Source organism: Streptomyces longispororuber (genome assembly GCF_024448165.1).
In the GTDB taxonomy this organism is placed as follows: Bacteria; Actinomycetota; Actinomycetes; order Streptomycetales; family Streptomycetaceae; genus Streptomyces; species Streptomyces longispororuber_A.
In genome coordinates, this window is sequence record NZ_JAMOLN010000211.1 from 1 (window position 1) to 17,056 (window position 17,056).

Sequence of the window (17,056 nt, forward strand, 5' to 3'; positions counted from 1 at the left end):
GAGCCGGAACCCGTACTCGAAGGTCTGGGTGAGGCCCTCCGCGATCACCAGATAGCCGTCACCGTCCTCGTAGACGGTCCGGCGCACCACGTTCAGCGGGTGCTTCGGCTCGAAGGCGAGGACGTGGCGGTGCAGGGCCTGCGCCGCCTCCTGCCGGGTGCCGATCACGTGCCCGACCGACCGGGTCGCCCAGCGGACCCCGCCGAGCCCGCCCTGCAGATGCGACATCATCAGGCCCCACGTGGCCCTGGTCCCGTCGTCCGTCACCGCTCCCCCGTACGTATGCCGGTCGTGAGCGCCGACTCTGTCATACGGGCAGGTCGGCCCCCGGAACCACCCCTGGTCCCGGGGGCCGCGGTCACGCTCCGACGTACCGGGCCAGGTGCTCCCCGGTCAGGGTGGAGCGGTCGGCGACGAGGTCGGCGGGGGTGCCCTCGAAGACGATCCGGCCGCCGTCGTGGCCCGCTCCGGGGCCGAGGTCGATGATCCAGTCGGCGTGCGCCATGACCGCCGGGTGGTGCTCGACGACGATCACCGACTTGCCGGCGTCGACCAGCCGGTCCAGCAGGCCGAGGAGCTGCTCGACGTCGGCGAGGTGCAGGCCGGTGGTCGGCTCGTCGAGGACGTAGACGCCGCCCTTGTCGGCCATGTGCACGGCCAGCTTGAGCCGCTGTCGCTCGCCGCCGGAGAGCGTGGTGAGGGGCTGGCCCAGCTTGAGGTAGCCGAGGCCGACGTCGGCGAGCCGCTCCAGGATCTTGTGCGCGGCCGGGAGCCGGGCGTCGCCCGCGCCGAAGAACTCCTCCGCCTCGGCCACCGACATCGCGAGAACCTCGCTGATGTCCTTGCCGCCGAGCCGGTACTGCAGGACCGACGCCTCGAACCGCTTGCCCTCGCAGTCCTCGCAGACCGTGGCGACGCCGGCCATCATCGCCAGGTCGGTGTAGATGACCCCCGCGCCGTTGCACGTCGGGCAGGCGCCTTCGGAGTTGGCGCTGAACAGGGCGGGCTTCACGTCGTTGGCCTTGGCGAACGCCTTGCGGATCGGTTCGAGCAGCCCGGTGTACGTCGCCGGGTTGCTGCGCCGGGAGCCCTTGATCGCGCTCTGGTCGACGGAGACGACGCCCTCGCCGGGCGGGATCGAGCCGTGCACGAGCGAGCTCTTGCCGGAGCCCGCGACACCGGTGACCACGGTGAGGACGCCCAGCGGGATGTCGACGTCGACGCCCTGGAGGTTGTGCGCGGTGGCGCCGCGGACCTCCAGGGTGCCGGTGGGCTTGCGCTCGGTGTCCTTGACGGCGGCCCGGTCGTCGAGGTGCCGGCCGGTGACGGTGTCGCTGCCGCGCAGTCCGTCGACCGTGCCCTCGAAGCAGACGGTGCCACCGGTGCTGCCGGCGCCGGGGCCGAGGTCGACGACGTGGTCGGCGATGGCGATGGTCTGCGGCTTGTGCTCCACGACGAGCACCGTGTTGCCCTTGTCCCGCAGGCGCAGCAGCAGGTCGTTCATCCGGCTGATGTCGTGCGGGTGCAGTCCGCTGGTCGGCTCGTCGAAGACGTACGTGACGTCGGTGAGCGCGGAGCCGAGGTGGCGGATCATCTTGACGCGCTGCGCCTCGCCGCCGGAGAGCGTGCCCGAGGGGCGGTCGAGGGCGAGGTAGCCGAGGCCGATCTCCACGAACGAGTCGAGGGTCTGCTGCAGCGCGGTCAGCAGCGGCGCCACCGACGGCTCCGTCAGACCGCGGACCCACTCGGCGAGGTCCCGGATCTCCATCGCGCAGGCGTCGGCGATGCTGATCCTCTTGATCTTCGAGGAGCGGGCGCCCTCGCTGAGCCGGGTGCCGTCGCACTCGGGACAGGTGGTGAAGGTGACGGCGCGCTCCACGAACGCCCGGATGTGCGGCTGCATCGCCTCCTTGTCCTTGGACAGGAACGACTTCTGGATCTTGGGGATCAGGCCCTCGTAGGTGAGGTTGACCCCGTTGACCTTGACCTTCGTCGGCTCCCCGTAGAGGAAGGCCTGCAGCTCCTTCTTGGTGTACTTGCGGATCGGCTTGTCCGGGTCGACGAAGCCGGACTGGGCGTAGACCTGCACGGTCCATTGGCTGTCCGACTTCCAGCCGGGGATGGTGAAGGCGCCCTCGGCCAGTGACTTGGAGTCGTCGTAGAGCTGCGTGAGGTCGATGTCGGAGACCGAGCCGCGGCCCTCGCAGCGCGTGCACATGCCGCCGGTCCGCTCGAAGGTCGCCTTCTGCGCCTTCGTCTTGTTGCCGCGCTGCACCGTGATGGCGCCGCTGGCCCGCACGGAGGCGGTGTTGAAGGAGTAGGCGCTGGGCGGGCCGATGTGCGGCTTGCCGAGCCGGCTGAAGAGGATCCGCAGCATCGCGTTGGCATCGGTGACCGTGCCGACGGTGGAGCGGGGGTCGGCGCCGAGCCGCTGCTGGTCGACGATGATCGCGGTCGTCAGACCTTCGAGCACGTCGACGTCGGGCCGCGCGAGCGTGGGCATGAAGCCCTGGACGAACGCGCTGTACGTCTCGTTGATCATCCGCTGCGACTCCGCGGCGATCGTGCTGAACACCAGCGAGCTCTTGCCCGAACCGGAGACACCGGTGAACACCGTGAGGCGGCGCTTGGGGATCTCGACGCTGACGTCCTTGAGGTTGTTCACCCGCGCGCCGTGCACGCGGATCAGGTCGTGGCTGTCGGCAGCATGCGGCTCGGGCGCCTGCGCGGTCGTCCTCTTGGCCATGTCCGTCGGTTCTCCATCTGGTCGGCGGGCGCCTGGTCGTGGCAAGTCTCGGCGAAAACAGGCCGCCGCGCCCCTGCTTTCCGGATCGGTGTCCGGGCGGCGGGGCGCAGCGGGGGGTTCAGCGGTCCTGGAGCAGCCCGAGGACGTTGCCGTCGGGGTCGGTGACGGTGGCCACGACCCGGCCGCCGCCGACGTCGTGCGCGGGCTCCTTCACCACGCCGCCCGCGGCCGTCACCTCGGCCAGCTTCGCCTCGATGTCCGGTACGTGCCAGTAGGCGACCGGCGCGGTCATGGCCTGCGGACCGCCGCCCGGTACGAGGCCGATGTGCTGCCCGGCGACCTCGAAGCCGACGTAGTAGCTGTCGTCGACCTGCGGTGCCACGCCGAGCAGGGCCGCGTACACGCCCTTGGCCTTCGCCAGGTCGGACACCGGGTGCAGAACGGTCTTGATTCCCTGGACGGACGATTCGCTCATGGTCTCTCCTGAAGTCGTGGCGGGCGACGGGATCGTTTCGTTCACGGAACGGAGATAGGTCCGGCATGCGGCGGTTCGTCCGTGATGACGGTTGATGCCCATGACTGCCACGCTAAGGGCCGGGTGGGAGCCGCGCTTCTCGATTCCTGACCGATCCGCTCCGCCCCAGGTGGGGGCGGGTCTCAGGGGACGTCGGCGGTGCGCTCGGCCACGTTCAGGAGGTAGTTCACCTTGACCCGTAGGAGCCAGGGGTCGACCGGCTTCACGAGCAGGTCTGCGACGCCCAGCTCGATCGCGGTGCGGGCGAGGGCGCTGGTCCCTATGCCGGTGACGAGGATGATGGGGATGTGCCGGGTCTGATCGAGCCGGCTGAGGTAGGCGGCCACCTCCAGACCGCTGATGCCGGGCATCCGCACGTCGAGCAGGATCAGCCCGATGCCGCCGCGCAGGGCGATCTTCATGGCGTCGTCGCCGTTGTCGGTGCGCACCGTCGGGACACCGAGCGGTTCGAGGGCCGCCTCCCACGCGTGCAGGCTGACCTCGCGGTCGTCCACCAGGAGAACCTTCGCGGTGTCGGCCATCGACCTTCAACTGCCTCCGTGGTAGGTCTCCTCGTGTGACGCAGTATCCCTGAAGTCGGCCTGCCCCGTGGACCGTTGGCACGCACCGGCCAGGGCCTCCTCGGTCATTCCGTCTTCAGGATCATCAGGCGCTCCGGGTCCGGCACGGGCACGAAGCCGGCCTTCGCGTAGACCTCGTGCGCGTCGAGCGTGGCAAGCAGGAAGCGCTTGAGGCGGTACGGGGCGAGGTGGTCGCGGACGGCGCCCGCGAGCCAGGTGCCGATCCCCTTGCCGCGGTGCGCGGGAGCCACGTAGACGTCGCAGAGCCAGGCGAAGGTCGCCAGGTCGGTGACCACACGCGCGTACGCGGCCTGCGCTCCGGCAGGGTCGTGGACGGAGAAGTTGAGGGAGGCGCGGATCGACTGCTCGACGGTCTCACGGCTGCGGCCGAGCGCCCAGAAGGCGTCCGTGGAGAGCCAGTGGTGCACCCGGTCGACGTCGATCCGGTCCGGGTCGGTGCTGAGTACATAGCCGTCGTCCCTGGTGGTGATCATGACGTGGGAGCGTAACGGGGTCGCTTGGAAAATCCAAGCGATTACTCGGACGCCACGGCTCACGTGAACCCGCTGCCGTAGGGCGCGTACAGGTCGAGGAGCCGGACCCGGGCCGCCTGCAGCCGGTGGGCGAGCACCTTGCCCACCCAGAGCCCGAGCTCCCGGCCCAACTCCTGGTCCTGCACGCACAGTTCACGCACCACCGCCGCGTCGCACTCGTGGGCGCGCAGTGGCGTGACGGCCTCGGCGCCGAGTTGCCACACGTACGGCTCGAACAGCCAGGACCAACCGACGAGTTCGCCGAAGCCGAGGTGCTCGACGACGGCCGCGCGGCGGCCCGGCACGCGCAGGTCGAGGGCGACGGTTCCGGTGCGGACGATCCAGAACCGGTCGGCGTGCCCGCCCTCCTCGAACAGCCGGGTGCCCGCCGGGAAACTCACCTGGCGGGCGACACGCATCAACTGACCGCGGTGGACGGCAGGCAGGGCCTGTCCCAGGCGCGGCGTCGTGCTCGTGGTCATCGTCGGACCTCCTCCGGGTGGCGGCGGTCCGCCGGGCGCCGGGGCGGCCACCCTGGCCCGTCCGTTTCCCGTCGCCTTCCAGCGTCACCCCGGCGGGGCGCGCCGGGCAGGGGCCGAGTGGTCCCCGTGCCGGGTCCGGTGCGCCCCACCCGGATGCCGTCCGGCCGCCGGCGGAAGCCGTCAGTCCAAGCCGTCAGCCGTAGCCGTCAGCCGAACATGCCCGGCACGTAGTCACCGGCGGGCTGCCGGGTGAGGACGTTGAGGCGGTTGAAGGCGTTGATGGCGGCGATCTGGCACACGAGGGCGACGAGCCCCGCCTCGTCGTAGTGCTTCGCCGCGTTCTGCCAGGCCTCGTCGGTGACACCGCCCGCGGCGTCCGCCAGCCGGGCGCCCTGCTCGGCCAGTTCGAGTGCGGCCCGCTCGGCGTCGGTGAACACCGTGGCCTCCCGCCAGGTCGCGACGAGGTGCAGCCGCGTCGGGTCCTCGCCCGCACGCACCGCCTCCTTGGTGTGCATGTCGGTGCAGAAGCCGCAGCCGTTGATCTGGCTGGTGCGCAGGTTCACCAGCTCCTGGGTCGCGGCGGGCACGGCCCCGCCCTGGAGCACCCGCCCGGCGGAGGCGAGGTGCTTCATGAACGTGCCGGCGAGCGGGCTGCCGAAGAGGTCGAGACGGGCTTCCATGGTGGGCTCCTGTGTCGTGGTGGGTCGGGATCGTGCTGTCCGTTCGACGCGACAGCCCGCCGGGATGTGATGCGGCCCGGTGTGCCCGCCGGTCGGACGCGCCGTGCGCCGGCCCGGGCCGGGCGGCTCCCGCGACGGGACCGGTTCGCCCCTCCTGCGGCCCGGTGGCCCGGTGGCAGCGTGGGCACCCGTGTCAGGCCCGAACACCGACGACCCCGGCGACACCCGGAAGGAAGATCCCCATGGCCAAGGCCCTGTCGAAGCACCAGCTGACCGCACTCGACGCGCACTGGCGGGCCGCGAACTACCTCGCGGCGGGCCAGATCTACCTGCTCGACAACCCGCTCCTGACCCGGCCGCTGGTCCCCGAGGACATCAAGCCGCGCCTGCTCGGCCACTGGGGCACCTCGCCCGGCCTCACCCTGCTGCACACCCACCTCGGCCGGGTCGTCAAGGAACGCGACCTGGACACCCTGTGCGTGTGGGGTCCGGGCCACGGCGGCCCGGCCGTCCTCGCGGGCGCGTGGCTGGACGGCAGCTACACGCGGACCTACCCGGACGTCACGCGGGACGCCGCCGGCATGGCGCGGCTGTTCCGCCGGTTCTCCTTCCCCGGCGGGGTGCCCAGCCACGTGGCGCCCGAGACCCCGGGCTCCATCCACGAGGGCGGCGAACTGGGCTACTCCCTGGCGCACGCCTACGGCGCCGCCCTCGACAACCCCGGCCTGCTGGTCGCCTGCGTCATCGGGGACGGCGAGGCGGAGACCGGCCCGCTCGCCACCTCCTGGCACGCGAACAAGTTCCTCGACCCGGTCCACGACGGAGCGGTCCTGCCGATCCTCCACCTCAACGGCTACAAGATCGCCAACCCGACGGTGCTGTCCCGGCTCCCCGACGCCGAACTGGACTCCCTGCTGAAGGGGTTGGGCCACGAACCGCTCCACGTCACCGGCAGGGACCCGCTGCGCGTCCACCAGGACCTGGCGGCCGCCCTTGACCGGGCACTGGACCGCATCGCCAAGATCCAGCACGAGGCCCGCACGTCGGGCGGCGGCACGCGACCGCGGTGGCCGGTGATCGTGCTGCGCACGCCGAAGGGCTGGACGGGCCCCACCACGGTCGACGGCACACCCGTCGAGGGGACGTGGCGCTCCCACCAGGTCCCCCTCTCCGGTGTCCGCGAGAACCCCGCGCACCTGCGGCAGTTGGAGGCGTGGCTGCGCTCCTACCGCCCCGGCGAGCTCTTCGACGCCGCCGGCCGCCCCGTGCCGCAGGTCCTCGCGCACGTCCCCGAGGGCGACCGCAGGCCCGGCGCGAACCCGCACGCCAACGGCGGCCTGCTCACCCGGGCGCTGCCGGTCGCCCCGCTGGAGCGGTTCGCCGTCCCCGTGGACAAGCCCGGCAGCACGCTCCACGAGCCGACCCGGGTCCTCGGCGGCCTCCTCGCGCAGGTGATGCGGGACACCGCGGACCGCCGCGACTTCCGGGTCGTCGGCCCCGACGAGACCGCCTCCAACCGCCTGGGCGCCCTCTTCGACGCGACCGGGAAGGCCTGGCAGGAGCGGACCGTGGCCACCGACGAGCACCTGTCCCGCGACGGCCGGGTGATGGAGGTGCTGTCCGAACACCTCTGCCAGGGCTGGCTGGAGGGGTACAACCTGACCGGGCGGCACGGCCTGTTCTCCTGCTACGAGGCGTTCGTCCATATCGTCGACTCGATGGTCAACCAGCACATCAAGTGGCTCGGCACGGCGCGGCGGCTGCCGTGGCGGGCGCCCGTGCCCTCCCTCAACTACCTGCTGACCTCGCACGTGTGGCGCCAGGACCACAACGGCTTCTCGCACCAGGACCCCGGCTTCGTCGACCACGTCCTGAACAAGAGCCCCGACGTCGTCCGCGTCTATCTGCCGCCGGACGCCAACACGCTGCTCTCGGTGGCCGAGCACGTCCTGCACAGCCGTGACTACGTCAACGTCGTCGTGGCGGGCAAACAGCCCTGCTACGACTGGCTGTCCCTGGACGAGGCCCGCGCCCACTGCGCGCGCGGCGCCGGGATCTGGGAGTGGGCGGGCACCGAGGACGGCTCCCGGGAGCCGGACGTCGTCCTGGCCTGCGCGGGCGACGTGCCGACGCAGGAGGTCCTCGCGGCGGCGGGCCTGCTGCGCACGCACCTGCCGGAGCTCGCGGTCCGGGTCGTCAACGTCGTCGACATGGCGCGGCTCATGCCCCGGGACGAACACCCGCACGGCATGCCCGACTTCGAGTACGACGCGCTGTTCACCGCCGACCGGCCGGTGATCTTCGCCTACCACGGCTATCCGTGGCTGATCCACCGCCTCGCGTACCGCCGGGGCGGCCACGAACACCTCCACGTCCGCGGCTACAAGGAGTCGGGGACGACGACCACGCCGTTCGACATGGTCGTCCGCAACGACCTGGACCGGTACCGCCTGGTCATGGACGTCGTCGACCGGGTGCCCGGCCTCGCGGTCCGGGCGGCGGGGGTCCGTCAGGCCATGGCCGACGCCCGGACCCGGCACCACGCGTGGATCCGCGCGCACGGCACCGACCTGCCGGAGGTCGCCGACTGGTCCTGGACCGGCTGACGTCCGCGGTCACGTCCCGGTCCGCAGCCGCGCCGCCTCCGCCACGAGCCAGGCGGGGCGGGCCAGCTCCGCGTTGCGGTCGACGCCGCGGGCCGCGCGGTCCAGGGCGTCGGCGGCGGCCCGCGGGTCGGACGACGCGTGGGCGCGGGCCGCTTCGGCGAGGTCCCGCGCGGCGCCGGCCTCCGTGGCACCGGCCAACTCCAGGGACGCGGCGGCCCGTTCGGCCGTCCCGGCGGCCGTCGCGTGGTCGCCCGCGGTCCAGTGGGCCCAGGCCGTGTTGTGCAGGACGACGCCCTCGGTGCGCGGGTTCTGCATCGCCGACGCCGCGTCGAGTGCCGCGCCGAACGTCGCCAGGGACTCGTCGGTGCGGTCGAGGGCGAGCAGGGCCAGCGCCTTCGCGTTGAGTGCGAGGTCCGTGGCCTCCTGGATGCCGGACTCCCGGTAGGCGCGGACGGCCTCGTCGCCCGCGGCCATCACCTCGTCCCAGCGGCCGAGGACCAGCAGGGACACGGCGCGCGCGTTCCAGGCCCTGGCCTCGGTGAGTGCGTCGGCGCGGGCCAGGGCGAGGTCGCGGAGCCGGTCCGCGCCGGCCAGGGCGGCCGGGCCGTCGCCGAGGTAGCTGTGGGCGAGGCTCAGGCTCAGCAGCGCGTGTTCGGCGCGCTCGACGTCGCCCCGCTCCAGGGCGAGTGCGGCGGCCCGGTCGAGCGGGCCGACCGTGGCGTCGAGGCGGCCCAGCTGGCGGTAGGCGTCGCCGAGGCCGAACAGGGCCTGCTGCAACGCCTCGCGGTCGCCGGTCCGTTCGGCGAGTTCCGCCGCCCGTGCGCACAGGTCGGCCGCTTCGGTGAGCGGGCCGCCGCGCAGCCGGGCCCGGCCGAGGCCGATGAGATGGGCGAGCCGTGCCTGGTCGTCGGTCACCTTGCCCTCCAGGGTCAGATGCATCGAGATGGCCGCGAGGACGGACCCGTGCGCGACCATCCACTCGCTGATCGCCCCGAGCACCAGGGCGGCGCCGTTCATGTCCCCGGCCCGGATCCGGTGGCCGAACTCGCGCCGCTGAGCATGTACGTCGTCGGGCCCCCGCCACTGCTCCCGGGGGACGGCGACGCTCGCGTACCAGTCGGCCGCGTGCCGCTCCACGGTCTGCCGGCCCGCGGCGCCGGCCGGGTCCATCGATCCGTACGCGAGGTCGGCGTCCATCGGATGCAGGGCGAAGGTGCGGCGGGCCCGGTCCACGGACAGCATGTGGACGCGCAGCAGCCGGGTGAGGGCCCGGGTGACGTCGATGCCGGGGGCGACGGCGGCCACGATGCTGTCGACCGCTTCCCGCGGCACCGGTGTGCGCAGCACCGCGAGGACGTTCAGGACGGTGCGTTCGTCGGGGCCGAGGCGCGCGTAGCGGTCCTGGGCGAGGCCCGCGACGACGTCGCCGCGGAGGGTGAAGTCGGCGAGGACGTCCTGGAGCGTGGGCAGGGTCGCGGCGTCCTCGGCCAGGGCGCCGACGAGGAGTTCGAGGGCGCGCGGCACCCCGTGGACGTGCACGGAGGCGCGCAGCAGTTCCTCGTCGTCGAGTCCGGCGACGCCGAGGCCGCCGTCCTGGTCGAGTTCGCGCAGCAGGGCCACGGACTCGGCGGGCGGCAGTCCGTCGGTGAGGGGGACCTCGACGGCGAACCGGCGCAGTTCGGGCGCGAGCCGCAGGGGCAGTTGGGAGGTGACGAGGAGGCGGGGTGTGGCGCGGGCCCGGAAGAGGCAGTCGAGGAAGACGGCGAGTTCGTCGCCGTCGGCGAGCGTGCCGTCGTCCTGGAGCCGGTCCTCGAAGTTGTCGACGAGGATCACGACGAGCCGGTCGCCCATCGCGGCGAACAGCTCGCCGATCTTGTCCTCGACGGGCCGGTCGGTGGCCCAGACGTCGAGCAGCCGTGCCTCGTCGGCCGGGCCGAGGACGCGCGCGCAGTCGAGGTAGATCCGCTCCAGGGAGACCCCGGCGGTCCGCGTGCTCAGGTTCACCAGGCCCGCCGGGGCGGGGGCGTGCAGCTGGCCGGGCCATTCGCCGCGTTCGAGCAGTTCCATGACCTTGGCCGCGACGGCGCTCTTGCCCATGCCGCGACGGCCGGTGACGGTCACCATGCGCACGGCGGGGTCGGCGAGGTGCCGGCCGATCGCCTCGCGCACCTCGACGCGGTCCTTGAAGAGTTCGAGGCCGTGGGTGACCGGCAGTCCGATGACCTTCGCGGCCGTGGGCTCCGGCCGGGGTCCCACGTCCAGGAGGGGCTCGGCCTCGGTGATCCGCAGCAGACCGGCGAGCCGTGCGCGGTGCTCATCGGTGGCCCGCCGCAGCGCGTGGTCGACGCGTACGGCGGTCAGCCGGCCGAGTCCTTCGCCGCGGTGGTGCTCGGCGACGACGCCGACGATGCGGGTGCCGGCCCACACGGCGGCGCCGGACATCCCCGACCAGGGCGACACGGCCGGATCGGGGTCGGCCGCGGCCACCGGCACCGTGATCTCCAGGGTGCCGGTCCGCAGGTTGGACAGGGCGGCGACGGTGCCGTCCGCCTGGTGCAGCTCGCGGAACTGCCGTCCGTCCGGGGCCCGGCGCCGCTTCCACAGCGGGAACCCGGCGGCGTGCACCCCGACGACGGCGTGCCGTTCGTCGTCGACGCGGCCGAACCGGGCCGGGGCGACCGGGGCGGCGCCCGACGGCGGGGTGAACTCCAGGACGGCGAGGTCACAGCCGCCGTCCGACCAGGCCACCGTGGCGGCCGCCGTCCACTGTCCCGGCCGGTCGGCGTCGAACCGCAGCTGGACGTCGGCCGCCTGGGCGACCACGTGGCAGGCGGTCAGGACGGCGGTGTCGCCGATCCGGTAGCCGGAGCCGCGCCGCCGGGTGCCCGCCGCGCCGGTGACGATCACCTCCGCTATCCGGTGTGCGTCGAGGCCGTCGGCGGTGTGGGCCGCCATCAGTCCTCGCCGGGCAGTTCGTCACCGGAGATCAGCGCCGGAGCGTCCGGCGCGTCCGCCGTCACGGGCTGCAGCGTCAGCGTGAGCCGCTGCGTGGTGGTGGCCGAGCGGCGCGCCGCGGCCGTCGCGTCGAACACCCAGAACCGCACCTTCACGCCGGGCTCCCGGGTGCGCTCCACCCCGACCGTCAGCTCCAGTTCCACCCGCTCCGCCCGGAACCGCAGGTCGGCGTCCGCGCCGTCCGTCATCGCCCGGCCGAGCTCCCGGCGCAGCTGCGCGATCATGTCCGCCAACTCAACCGCATCGTCCACCAGCAGAGACCCTCACCGATTCGCGCCGACCACTGACCGATCAACTGCCCACAGGGCAGGGCCTCATCATCGCCCATCGGTCCCCGCGGGCGCGCACCGGAGGCGGTGGCCTGGGAATTCGCCGGCGGTGGACGCGCGTTGACCCCCACGCGGCACCGTGTCCGGATCGTCACCTGTCCGCGCTCCGAAAAGATCTCGCGCGCGGGTACGTTGCCGGGCTGCGCCCCCCTTCGCACACCGTTGGCAGAGAGCTGAACCATGCAGGAACTCGAAGTGCCCCGTCTGACGATGCCGTTGGCGTCGGGCGGGCTCGCGGACTCGGTCTTCGTCACGGCCGCGCACAGCCCGGACCGCGTCCAGTTCTCCCTTCCCGGTCCTGGGCGGGAGTGGCGGCCGATCACGGCGGGCCGGTTCGCGGACGAGGTCCTTGCGGTGGCCAGAGGGCTGCTGGCGCACGGCGTGGAGTTCGGGGACCCGGTGGCGGTCATGTCCCGCACCCGGTACGGGTGGACGCTGGCCGCCTACGCGTTGTGGGCGGTGGGCGCGGTCGTCGTCCCCGTGTATCCGACCTCCTCCACGGAGCAGGTGCGCCACATCCTCCAGGAGACGGGCGCGATCGGCTGCTTCGTGGAGAACGAGAACCACGCCATGACGGTGGCCGCGGCGCACGGACCGCACAGCCCGCTGACCCGGCTGTGGCAGCTGGACCGGGGCTGCATCGACACGCTCATGGCCGACGGGGCGGACGTCGACGACGCGCTGGTGCACGCGCGGCGCGCCGCCGTGCGCCCCGAGCACACCGCGCTGATCTGCTACACGTCCGGCACGACCGGCCGCCCCAAGGGCTGTGTCCTCACGCACGCGAACATGGCCGCCGAGTGCGACACCCTCGCGGCGGGCTGGGGCAGCCTGCTCGCGGCGCCCGGCGAGGACCCGTCCCTGGTGGCGTTCCTGCCGCTCGCGCACTGCTACGGGCTGGTCGTGGTGATCAGTTCGGTGCGGGAGGGGGTCAACGTCGCGTTCCAGCCGGATCCGTCGCCGCAGGTCCTGCTGCCGACGCTGGCCGCGTTCCGGCCGACGTTCCTCTACGCGGTCCCGTACATCTTCGAACGCCTCTTCCGCAGCGCCCGGTTGCAGGCCCGGCAGAGCGGGCAGGCGGCGCTCTTCGAGCGGGCGGTGCGGGTCGCCGTCCGGTACGCGGAGGCCGAGCAGCGGCGGGCCGCCGGGCAGGGGTTCGGCCCCGGGCCCCGGCTCAGGCTGCGGCACGCCCTGTACGACCGGCTCGTCTACGCGAAGGTGCGGGCAGTGCTGGGCGGCCGGGTGCGCAACGCGGTGTCCGGCGGCTCCCCGCTCTCCCGCGAGCTCGGCCTGTTCCTCGCGGGCTGCGGGATCACCGTGTACGACGGGTACGGACTGACCGAGACCGCGGCGGCGGTCACCGCGCAGCCAGTGGGGGCGGTGCGGCACGGCACGGTGGGGCGGCCGCTGCCGGGGAACGCGGTCCGGATCGCGGCGGACGGGGAGATCCTGGTCCGCGGCGACGTGGTCTTCAGGGGCTACCACAACGACCCGGTGTCGACCGATGAGGCGCTGCGCGACGGCTGGTTCTCCACCGGCGACCTGGGGCACCTGGATCCGGACGGCTATCTGGTGATCACCGGCCGCAAGAAGGACATCATCATCACCAGCGGCGGCAAGAGCATCTCCCCGCTGATGCTGGAGGAGGAGCTGCGCGGGCATCCGCTGATCTCCGGCTGTCTCGTCGTCGGCGACAACCGGCCGTACGTGGCCGCGCTGATCACGCTCGACCAGGAGGCGGTGGCGAGCTGGCTGGCACTGAAGGGCCGGACGCCCGAGGAGCCGGCCGTCCTGGTGACGGACGAGCAGCTCCTCGGGCACGTGCGGCGGGCGATCAGCCGGGCCAACACCCGGGTCTCCCGCGCCGAGTCGATCCGTGCCTTCCGGGTGCTGACCGGGGACTTCACCGCGGACGAGAGTCTGCTGACGCCGTCCCTGAAGGTCCGCAGATCGGCGGCGATGGCACGCTACGCGCGGGAGATCGACGAGCTGTACCGGACGGCCAGGCGGCCGCTCAGCAGCTGAGGTTGCCGCCGGGATCGACGCCGAGGATCTGGGCGAACTTCTTGTAGTTGTCGATGCGGCTCTGGACCTGCGCGGGGTTGCCGCCGTCGCATTCGATGCTGCCGTTGATGCTGCGGATGGTCTGGCCGAATCCGGCGCTGTTGACCATGGCGTCGTGCGGCGTCATGGTGCCGGGTCCGGTCTGGGTGTTCCAGTACCACAGGCCGGTCTTCCAGGCGACGGCCGCGTCGTTCTGCACGAGGTCGGGGTTGTTCAGCAGATCGATGCCGAGCGCGTCCCCGGCCGCCTTGTAGTTGAAGTTCCAGCTCAGCTGGATCGGTCCGCGCCCGTAGTACTTGTCGGTGCCCGCGGGGCAGCCGTAGGGCTGGGAACTGTCGCAGTAGTGGGGGTAGTTGGCGGTGTTCTGCTCGACCACGTACACGAGGCCGCCGGTCTCGTGGCCGACGTTCGCGAGGAAGGCGGCGGCCTCCTGCTTGCGGACGGTGTCGCTGCCCGTGCCGGTGAATCCCGGGTAGGCGTCGAGTGCCGCGGTGAGTCCTTGGTAGGTGTAGAAGGCGTTCCGGCCCGGGAACATCTGGTCGAACTGGGCCTGGCTGACGATGAAGTCGGCCTGTGTGCCGGCCTTCTCGGCGGACGCGGGTCCGGCCAGGGTGAACAGGCCGAGGGTCGCGGCGGCTCCGGTGGCGGTCAGCAGTCCGAGGGTGCGGCGGCGCATGAGTGCGCTCCCATCGCTGGTGGTGTGGGGGGTACGGCGCCGCGGGCCGGGACACGTGGGCACGTGCCGTGGGGGCCGGCTCGCGGCGCCGCCGTGCGGGGTGGAGCGACGCGTCAGCCGCCGACGTTCACGTCGATGCAGGCGTAGAACGCGTTGGTGGTGTCGGCGATGTTCCAGACGGCGAGGACCTTCTGCCGGCCGGTCAGGGAACCGAAGTCGACCTGGTGGGTGACCGTGGCGCCGGGCTTGGCGCCGCCGTCGTCGAACTCGGCGATCTCCTGGCCGCCGACGAAGTACTGCCAGGTGCTGGTGGCGTGCTGGGCCGTCAGCTTCCACTGGAACTCCGTGCTGCGCTGGACCGGGGTGGCGACCCAGCCCTTGGAGTCGTCGTCGAGTTCGGCGAACCGGCTGTTCCCGCCGCTGCAGCTGGTGAGCCCCTTGGGGCCCTCGACGCTCTGCGGCTCGTAGGTGATGTCCCCGCAGGACACCGTCCCCGCCGCGCACTGCGCCTGACGGCTGGGCGGGGTGGAGATGTATCCGTGGGCACTGGCGGAACCGGCGGGAAGGCTGACGGCGACGATCGGTGCCAGGGCCGCGCCGATGAGCGCGGCGGTCTTCCTTCTGGCGTTCATGCGTACTCCTTCACTTCAGGCTTCCCGAGCACGCGGAACATGGGGGGTCGCGTGCCCGGGCCGGCCTCTCGAGGGTGGGGCCAAGAGGCGCGAAGGGGGCAGGGGAAGATCCGCCCCGCACAGGGCAGGGCGAACTCCCGTAAGCGGAACGGCCGTTGCTGCTTGGACTAGACCATACAAGTGGTCGTGATCCTGTCAAGGCAGTCCCGGCCCGACGGGGCATCGCGTGCCGACAATCCGCCGAATACGTCATGGGGGTGATAACCGGCCACCACCGCAACCGGCGAAGGCCCACAGCCGCTCTCCCCTCCCGACGCGGCTGACCCAGACGCCAAGGAGGGCTCGATGCACACGACCACGCCCCGGCTCCACTCCCTCGCTCCGGAGCGGCAGGACGACTGGCTGCTGCCCCCGCCCAACCCCGCCGACCGGCTCCCCTGCCACGTCGACCCGCGCGATCTGCGCCGCCTGGAGCTGAACGCCATCCTCACCACGGCGGGCATCGCGCCGTCGCCCGGCGACCGGGAGGCGATCGACCGGATCAGCGCGCTGCCCGACGGCGTGCACACCGCGCTGTGCCGCTGGCTCACGGCGGGCCGGGACGTCGGCTCCGTATCCGAACCGGTCACGACGTTGACTTGGCGCCATGCGGGGTAGTGGGGCAGGACGCATCACCGGAACGAAGGGAGACACACGATGGCACTCCGGAGCACTCCGAAGTACACGGTCCCGGGCCTCACCGTGGAGCAGGCCGGAGAACTGATCGACACCCTGCAGATGCGCCTGCACGCCCTGAACGATCTGCACCTGACGCTCAAGCACGTCCACTGGAACGTGGTCGGCCCGCACTTCATCGCCGTGCACGAGATGATCGACCCCCAGGTCGACCGGGTCCGCGACATGGCGGACGACGTGGCGGAGCGGGCCGCCGCGCTCGGCGGGATCAGCCAGGGCACCCCCGGCGCCCTCGTGGCCGCCCGCTCGTGGGAGGACTACAGCGTCGGCCGCGCCGACGCCCTGGCCCACCTCGGCGCCCTCGACCTCGTGTACACGGGCATCATCGAGGACGTCCGCAAGGCGGTGGACCGGACCGGGCCCATCGATCCGGCCACCCAGGACCTGCTGATCGAGCAGCTGCGCGACCTGGAGCAGTTCCAGTGGTTCGTACGCGCCCACCTGGAGACCGCGGGCGGCGCCTTGCGCACCGGCAGCGCGGAGACCGAGGCCGAGGCGGCACGGCAGGCGGCTCCCTGAGCGCACGAACGCGCACCGGGTGATTCGGATACCCGTTCGCGGGAACGCGGTTACCCATGAAGCCGTCCGATGCAGTACGAGACAGGATTCCCCTCGCTGTGGCGTGCGTGGGCGCGGCCGTCCTGGCCCTGTCCGCCTGCGGCGGCACGGCGTCGGCGGGCCGGGACCCCGCGGGCCCCGCGGCCACCGCCGTCGCGGACTCCGAGCGGGCGCCGGTCGCACACGGCGCCGCGGAGCAGGCCGCCGGGGGCTCGACCGGCACGCCCCGCTGCGGCGCGGCGGAGCTGAAGCCGTCCGTGGTCGTGGACCAGGGCGCGGCGGGGAACGTCTACTACGACCTGGCCCTGACGAACACGGGCACCGCGGCGTGCGCGCTGAAGGGCTACCCCGGGGTGTCGCTGATCCAGCGCGACGGGAGCACCGTCGGGGTCCCCGCCGAGCGCGAGGGCCCGGCGGGCCCCGCCGTCGCCCTCGCCCCGGGCCGCGCCGCCCACGTCACCCTGCACACGGTGAACCGGGGCGTCAGCGACGCCGGTTGCTGGGGCCGGCACGACCTGCTCAAGATCTATCCGCCCGGCTCCACGGACCCGTTGACGCTGCGCGACGGCCAAGTCCGGGTGTGCGGCGACATGTTCACGGTCACGACGACGCGGTCGGCCGCCGGGTGACGGCGCGGCATTTGCCGCAGCCGGGGCGTTCGTTCGCGTGACGCGCCCGCCGACCTGCGCCGGACGCCGAACTCCTCTGTCTAGCGTGAGGGTTCGTGTGGTTGGCCAACCTGTGAGGAGCTCTCATGTCCGATGAGGAAGCGGAGCGCCCGGCGCTGTTGGGCGTGCAGATGCGGCGCGTGTCATTGGACGACGGCACCGTGATGACGATCATCTGCGACGCCGGGCTGCCGGAGGAGGAGGTGCGCTTGCGCGCCGAGCGTCTGGCGAAGGAGA

General features: G+C 72.6%; 15 protein-coding genes and 1 pseudogene. 5 read left to right on the top strand and 11 right to left on the bottom strand.

Annotation, left to right across the window (positions count from 1 at the left end; all coding sequences use genetic code 11):
• The 7 genes and pseudogenes from M4J07_RS39040 to M4J07_RS39070 form a co-directional block, all read right to left on the bottom strand.
• Positions 1-267, bottom strand: a pseudogene (locus M4J07_RS39040) (hypothetical protein); the annotation flags it as partial.
• A 91-nt stretch (positions 268-358) separates the two neighbouring features.
• Positions 359-2,746, bottom strand: coding sequence for an ATP-binding cassette domain-containing protein (locus M4J07_RS39045; RefSeq protein WP_255980315.1), 2,388 nt, complete (start codon positions 2,744-2,746; stop codon positions 359-361).
• Positions 2,747-2,864: 118 nt separating this feature from the next.
• On the bottom strand, positions 2,865-3,221 hold the full coding sequence (locus M4J07_RS39050; RefSeq protein WP_255980317.1) for a VOC family protein: 357 nt from the start codon (positions 3,219-3,221) through the stop codon (positions 2,865-2,867).
• Between the two features lie 182 nt (positions 3,222-3,403).
• Positions 3,404-3,802: a response regulator gene (locus M4J07_RS39055; protein WP_255980319.1), complete on the bottom strand. Its 399-nt coding sequence runs from the start codon at positions 3,800-3,802 to the stop codon at positions 3,404-3,406.
• A 104-nt stretch (positions 3,803-3,906) separates the two neighbouring features.
• Positions 3,907-4,335 carry a GNAT family N-acetyltransferase gene (locus M4J07_RS39060; RefSeq protein WP_255980321.1) on the bottom strand — a complete coding sequence of 143 codons (429 nt, stop codon included), beginning with the start codon at positions 4,333-4,335 and terminating at the stop codon, positions 3,907-3,909.
• A 59-nt stretch (positions 4,336-4,394) separates the two neighbouring features.
• A complete protein-coding gene (locus tag M4J07_RS39065) occupies positions 4,395-4,856 on the bottom strand; it encodes a Crp/Fnr family transcriptional regulator (RefSeq protein ID WP_255980323.1) in 462 nt (153 codons plus the stop codon).
• Positions 4,857-5,062: 206 nt separating this feature from the next.
• Positions 5,063-5,536 carry a carboxymuconolactone decarboxylase family protein gene (locus M4J07_RS39070; RefSeq protein ID WP_255980325.1) on the bottom strand — a complete coding sequence of 158 codons (474 nt, stop codon included), beginning with the start codon at positions 5,534-5,536 and terminating at the stop codon, positions 5,063-5,065.
• A 242-nt stretch (positions 5,537-5,778) separates the two neighbouring features.
• Here M4J07_RS39070 and M4J07_RS39075 point away from each other — a divergent pair, with 242 nt between their 5' ends.
• On the top strand, positions 5,779-8,142 hold the full coding sequence (locus tag M4J07_RS39075) for a phosphoketolase family protein (RefSeq protein WP_255980327.1): 2,364 nt from the start codon (positions 5,779-5,781) through the stop codon (positions 8,140-8,142).
• Positions 8,143-8,151: 9 nt separating this feature from the next.
• On the opposite strand, the gene M4J07_RS39080 is transcribed toward M4J07_RS39075, so the two are convergent.
• Both M4J07_RS39080 and M4J07_RS39085 read right to left on the bottom strand, forming a co-directional pair.
• Positions 8,152-11,097 (bottom strand): trypsin-like peptidase domain-containing protein, encoded by a 2,946-nt coding sequence (locus M4J07_RS39080; protein WP_255980329.1) that lies wholly within the window; start codon positions 11,095-11,097, stop codon positions 8,152-8,154.
• Complete coding sequence (locus M4J07_RS39085) at positions 11,097-11,408, bottom strand: trypco2 family protein (RefSeq protein ID WP_255980331.1); 312 nt, start codon at positions 11,406-11,408, stop codon at positions 11,097-11,099. Before M4J07_RS39085 ends, M4J07_RS39080 begins: the two co-directional genes overlap by 1 nt.
• Before the next feature lie 258 nt (positions 11,409-11,666).
• Between M4J07_RS39085 and M4J07_RS39090 the strand changes: the two genes are divergently transcribed.
• Positions 11,667-13,511 (top strand): AMP-dependent synthetase/ligase, encoded by a 1,845-nt coding sequence (locus M4J07_RS39090; protein WP_255980333.1) that lies wholly within the window; start codon positions 11,667-11,669, stop codon positions 13,509-13,511.
• Here the strand turns inward: M4J07_RS39090 and M4J07_RS39095 are convergent.
• Together M4J07_RS39095 and M4J07_RS39100 are read right to left on the bottom strand one after the other, a co-directional pair.
• The gene (locus M4J07_RS39095; RefSeq protein ID WP_255980335.1) at positions 13,501-14,226 is read right to left on the bottom strand and encodes a chitinase; all 726 of its coding nucleotides are present in this window, start codon (positions 14,224-14,226) and stop codon (positions 13,501-13,503) included. The genes M4J07_RS39090 and M4J07_RS39095 overlap by 11 nt on opposite strands.
• A 113-nt stretch (positions 14,227-14,339) precedes the next feature.
• Positions 14,340-14,858 (bottom strand): lytic polysaccharide monooxygenase auxiliary activity family 9 protein, encoded by a 519-nt coding sequence (locus M4J07_RS39100; RefSeq protein ID WP_255980337.1) that lies wholly within the window; start codon positions 14,856-14,858, stop codon positions 14,340-14,342.
• A 345-nt stretch (positions 14,859-15,203) separates the two neighbouring features.
• Between M4J07_RS39100 and M4J07_RS39105 the strand changes: the two genes are divergently transcribed.
• The 3 genes from M4J07_RS39105 (at position 15,204) to M4J07_RS39115 (ending at position 16,780) form a co-directional block, all read left to right on the top strand.
• The gene (locus M4J07_RS39105; RefSeq protein ID WP_255980339.1) at positions 15,204-15,515 is read left to right on the top strand and encodes a hypothetical protein; all 312 of its coding nucleotides are present in this window, start codon (positions 15,204-15,206) and stop codon (positions 15,513-15,515) included.
• A gap of 39 nt (positions 15,516-15,554) precedes the next feature.
• Positions 15,555-16,112, top strand: coding sequence for a Dps family protein (locus M4J07_RS39110; protein ID WP_255980341.1), 558 nt, complete (start codon positions 15,555-15,557; stop codon positions 16,110-16,112).
• A 98-nt stretch (positions 16,113-16,210) separates the two neighbouring features.
• Positions 16,211-16,780, top strand: a complete 570-nt coding sequence (locus tag M4J07_RS39115; protein ID WP_255980343.1) for a DUF4232 domain-containing protein — start codon at positions 16,211-16,213, stop codon at positions 16,778-16,780.
• Positions 16,781-17,056 lie beyond the last annotated feature (276 nt).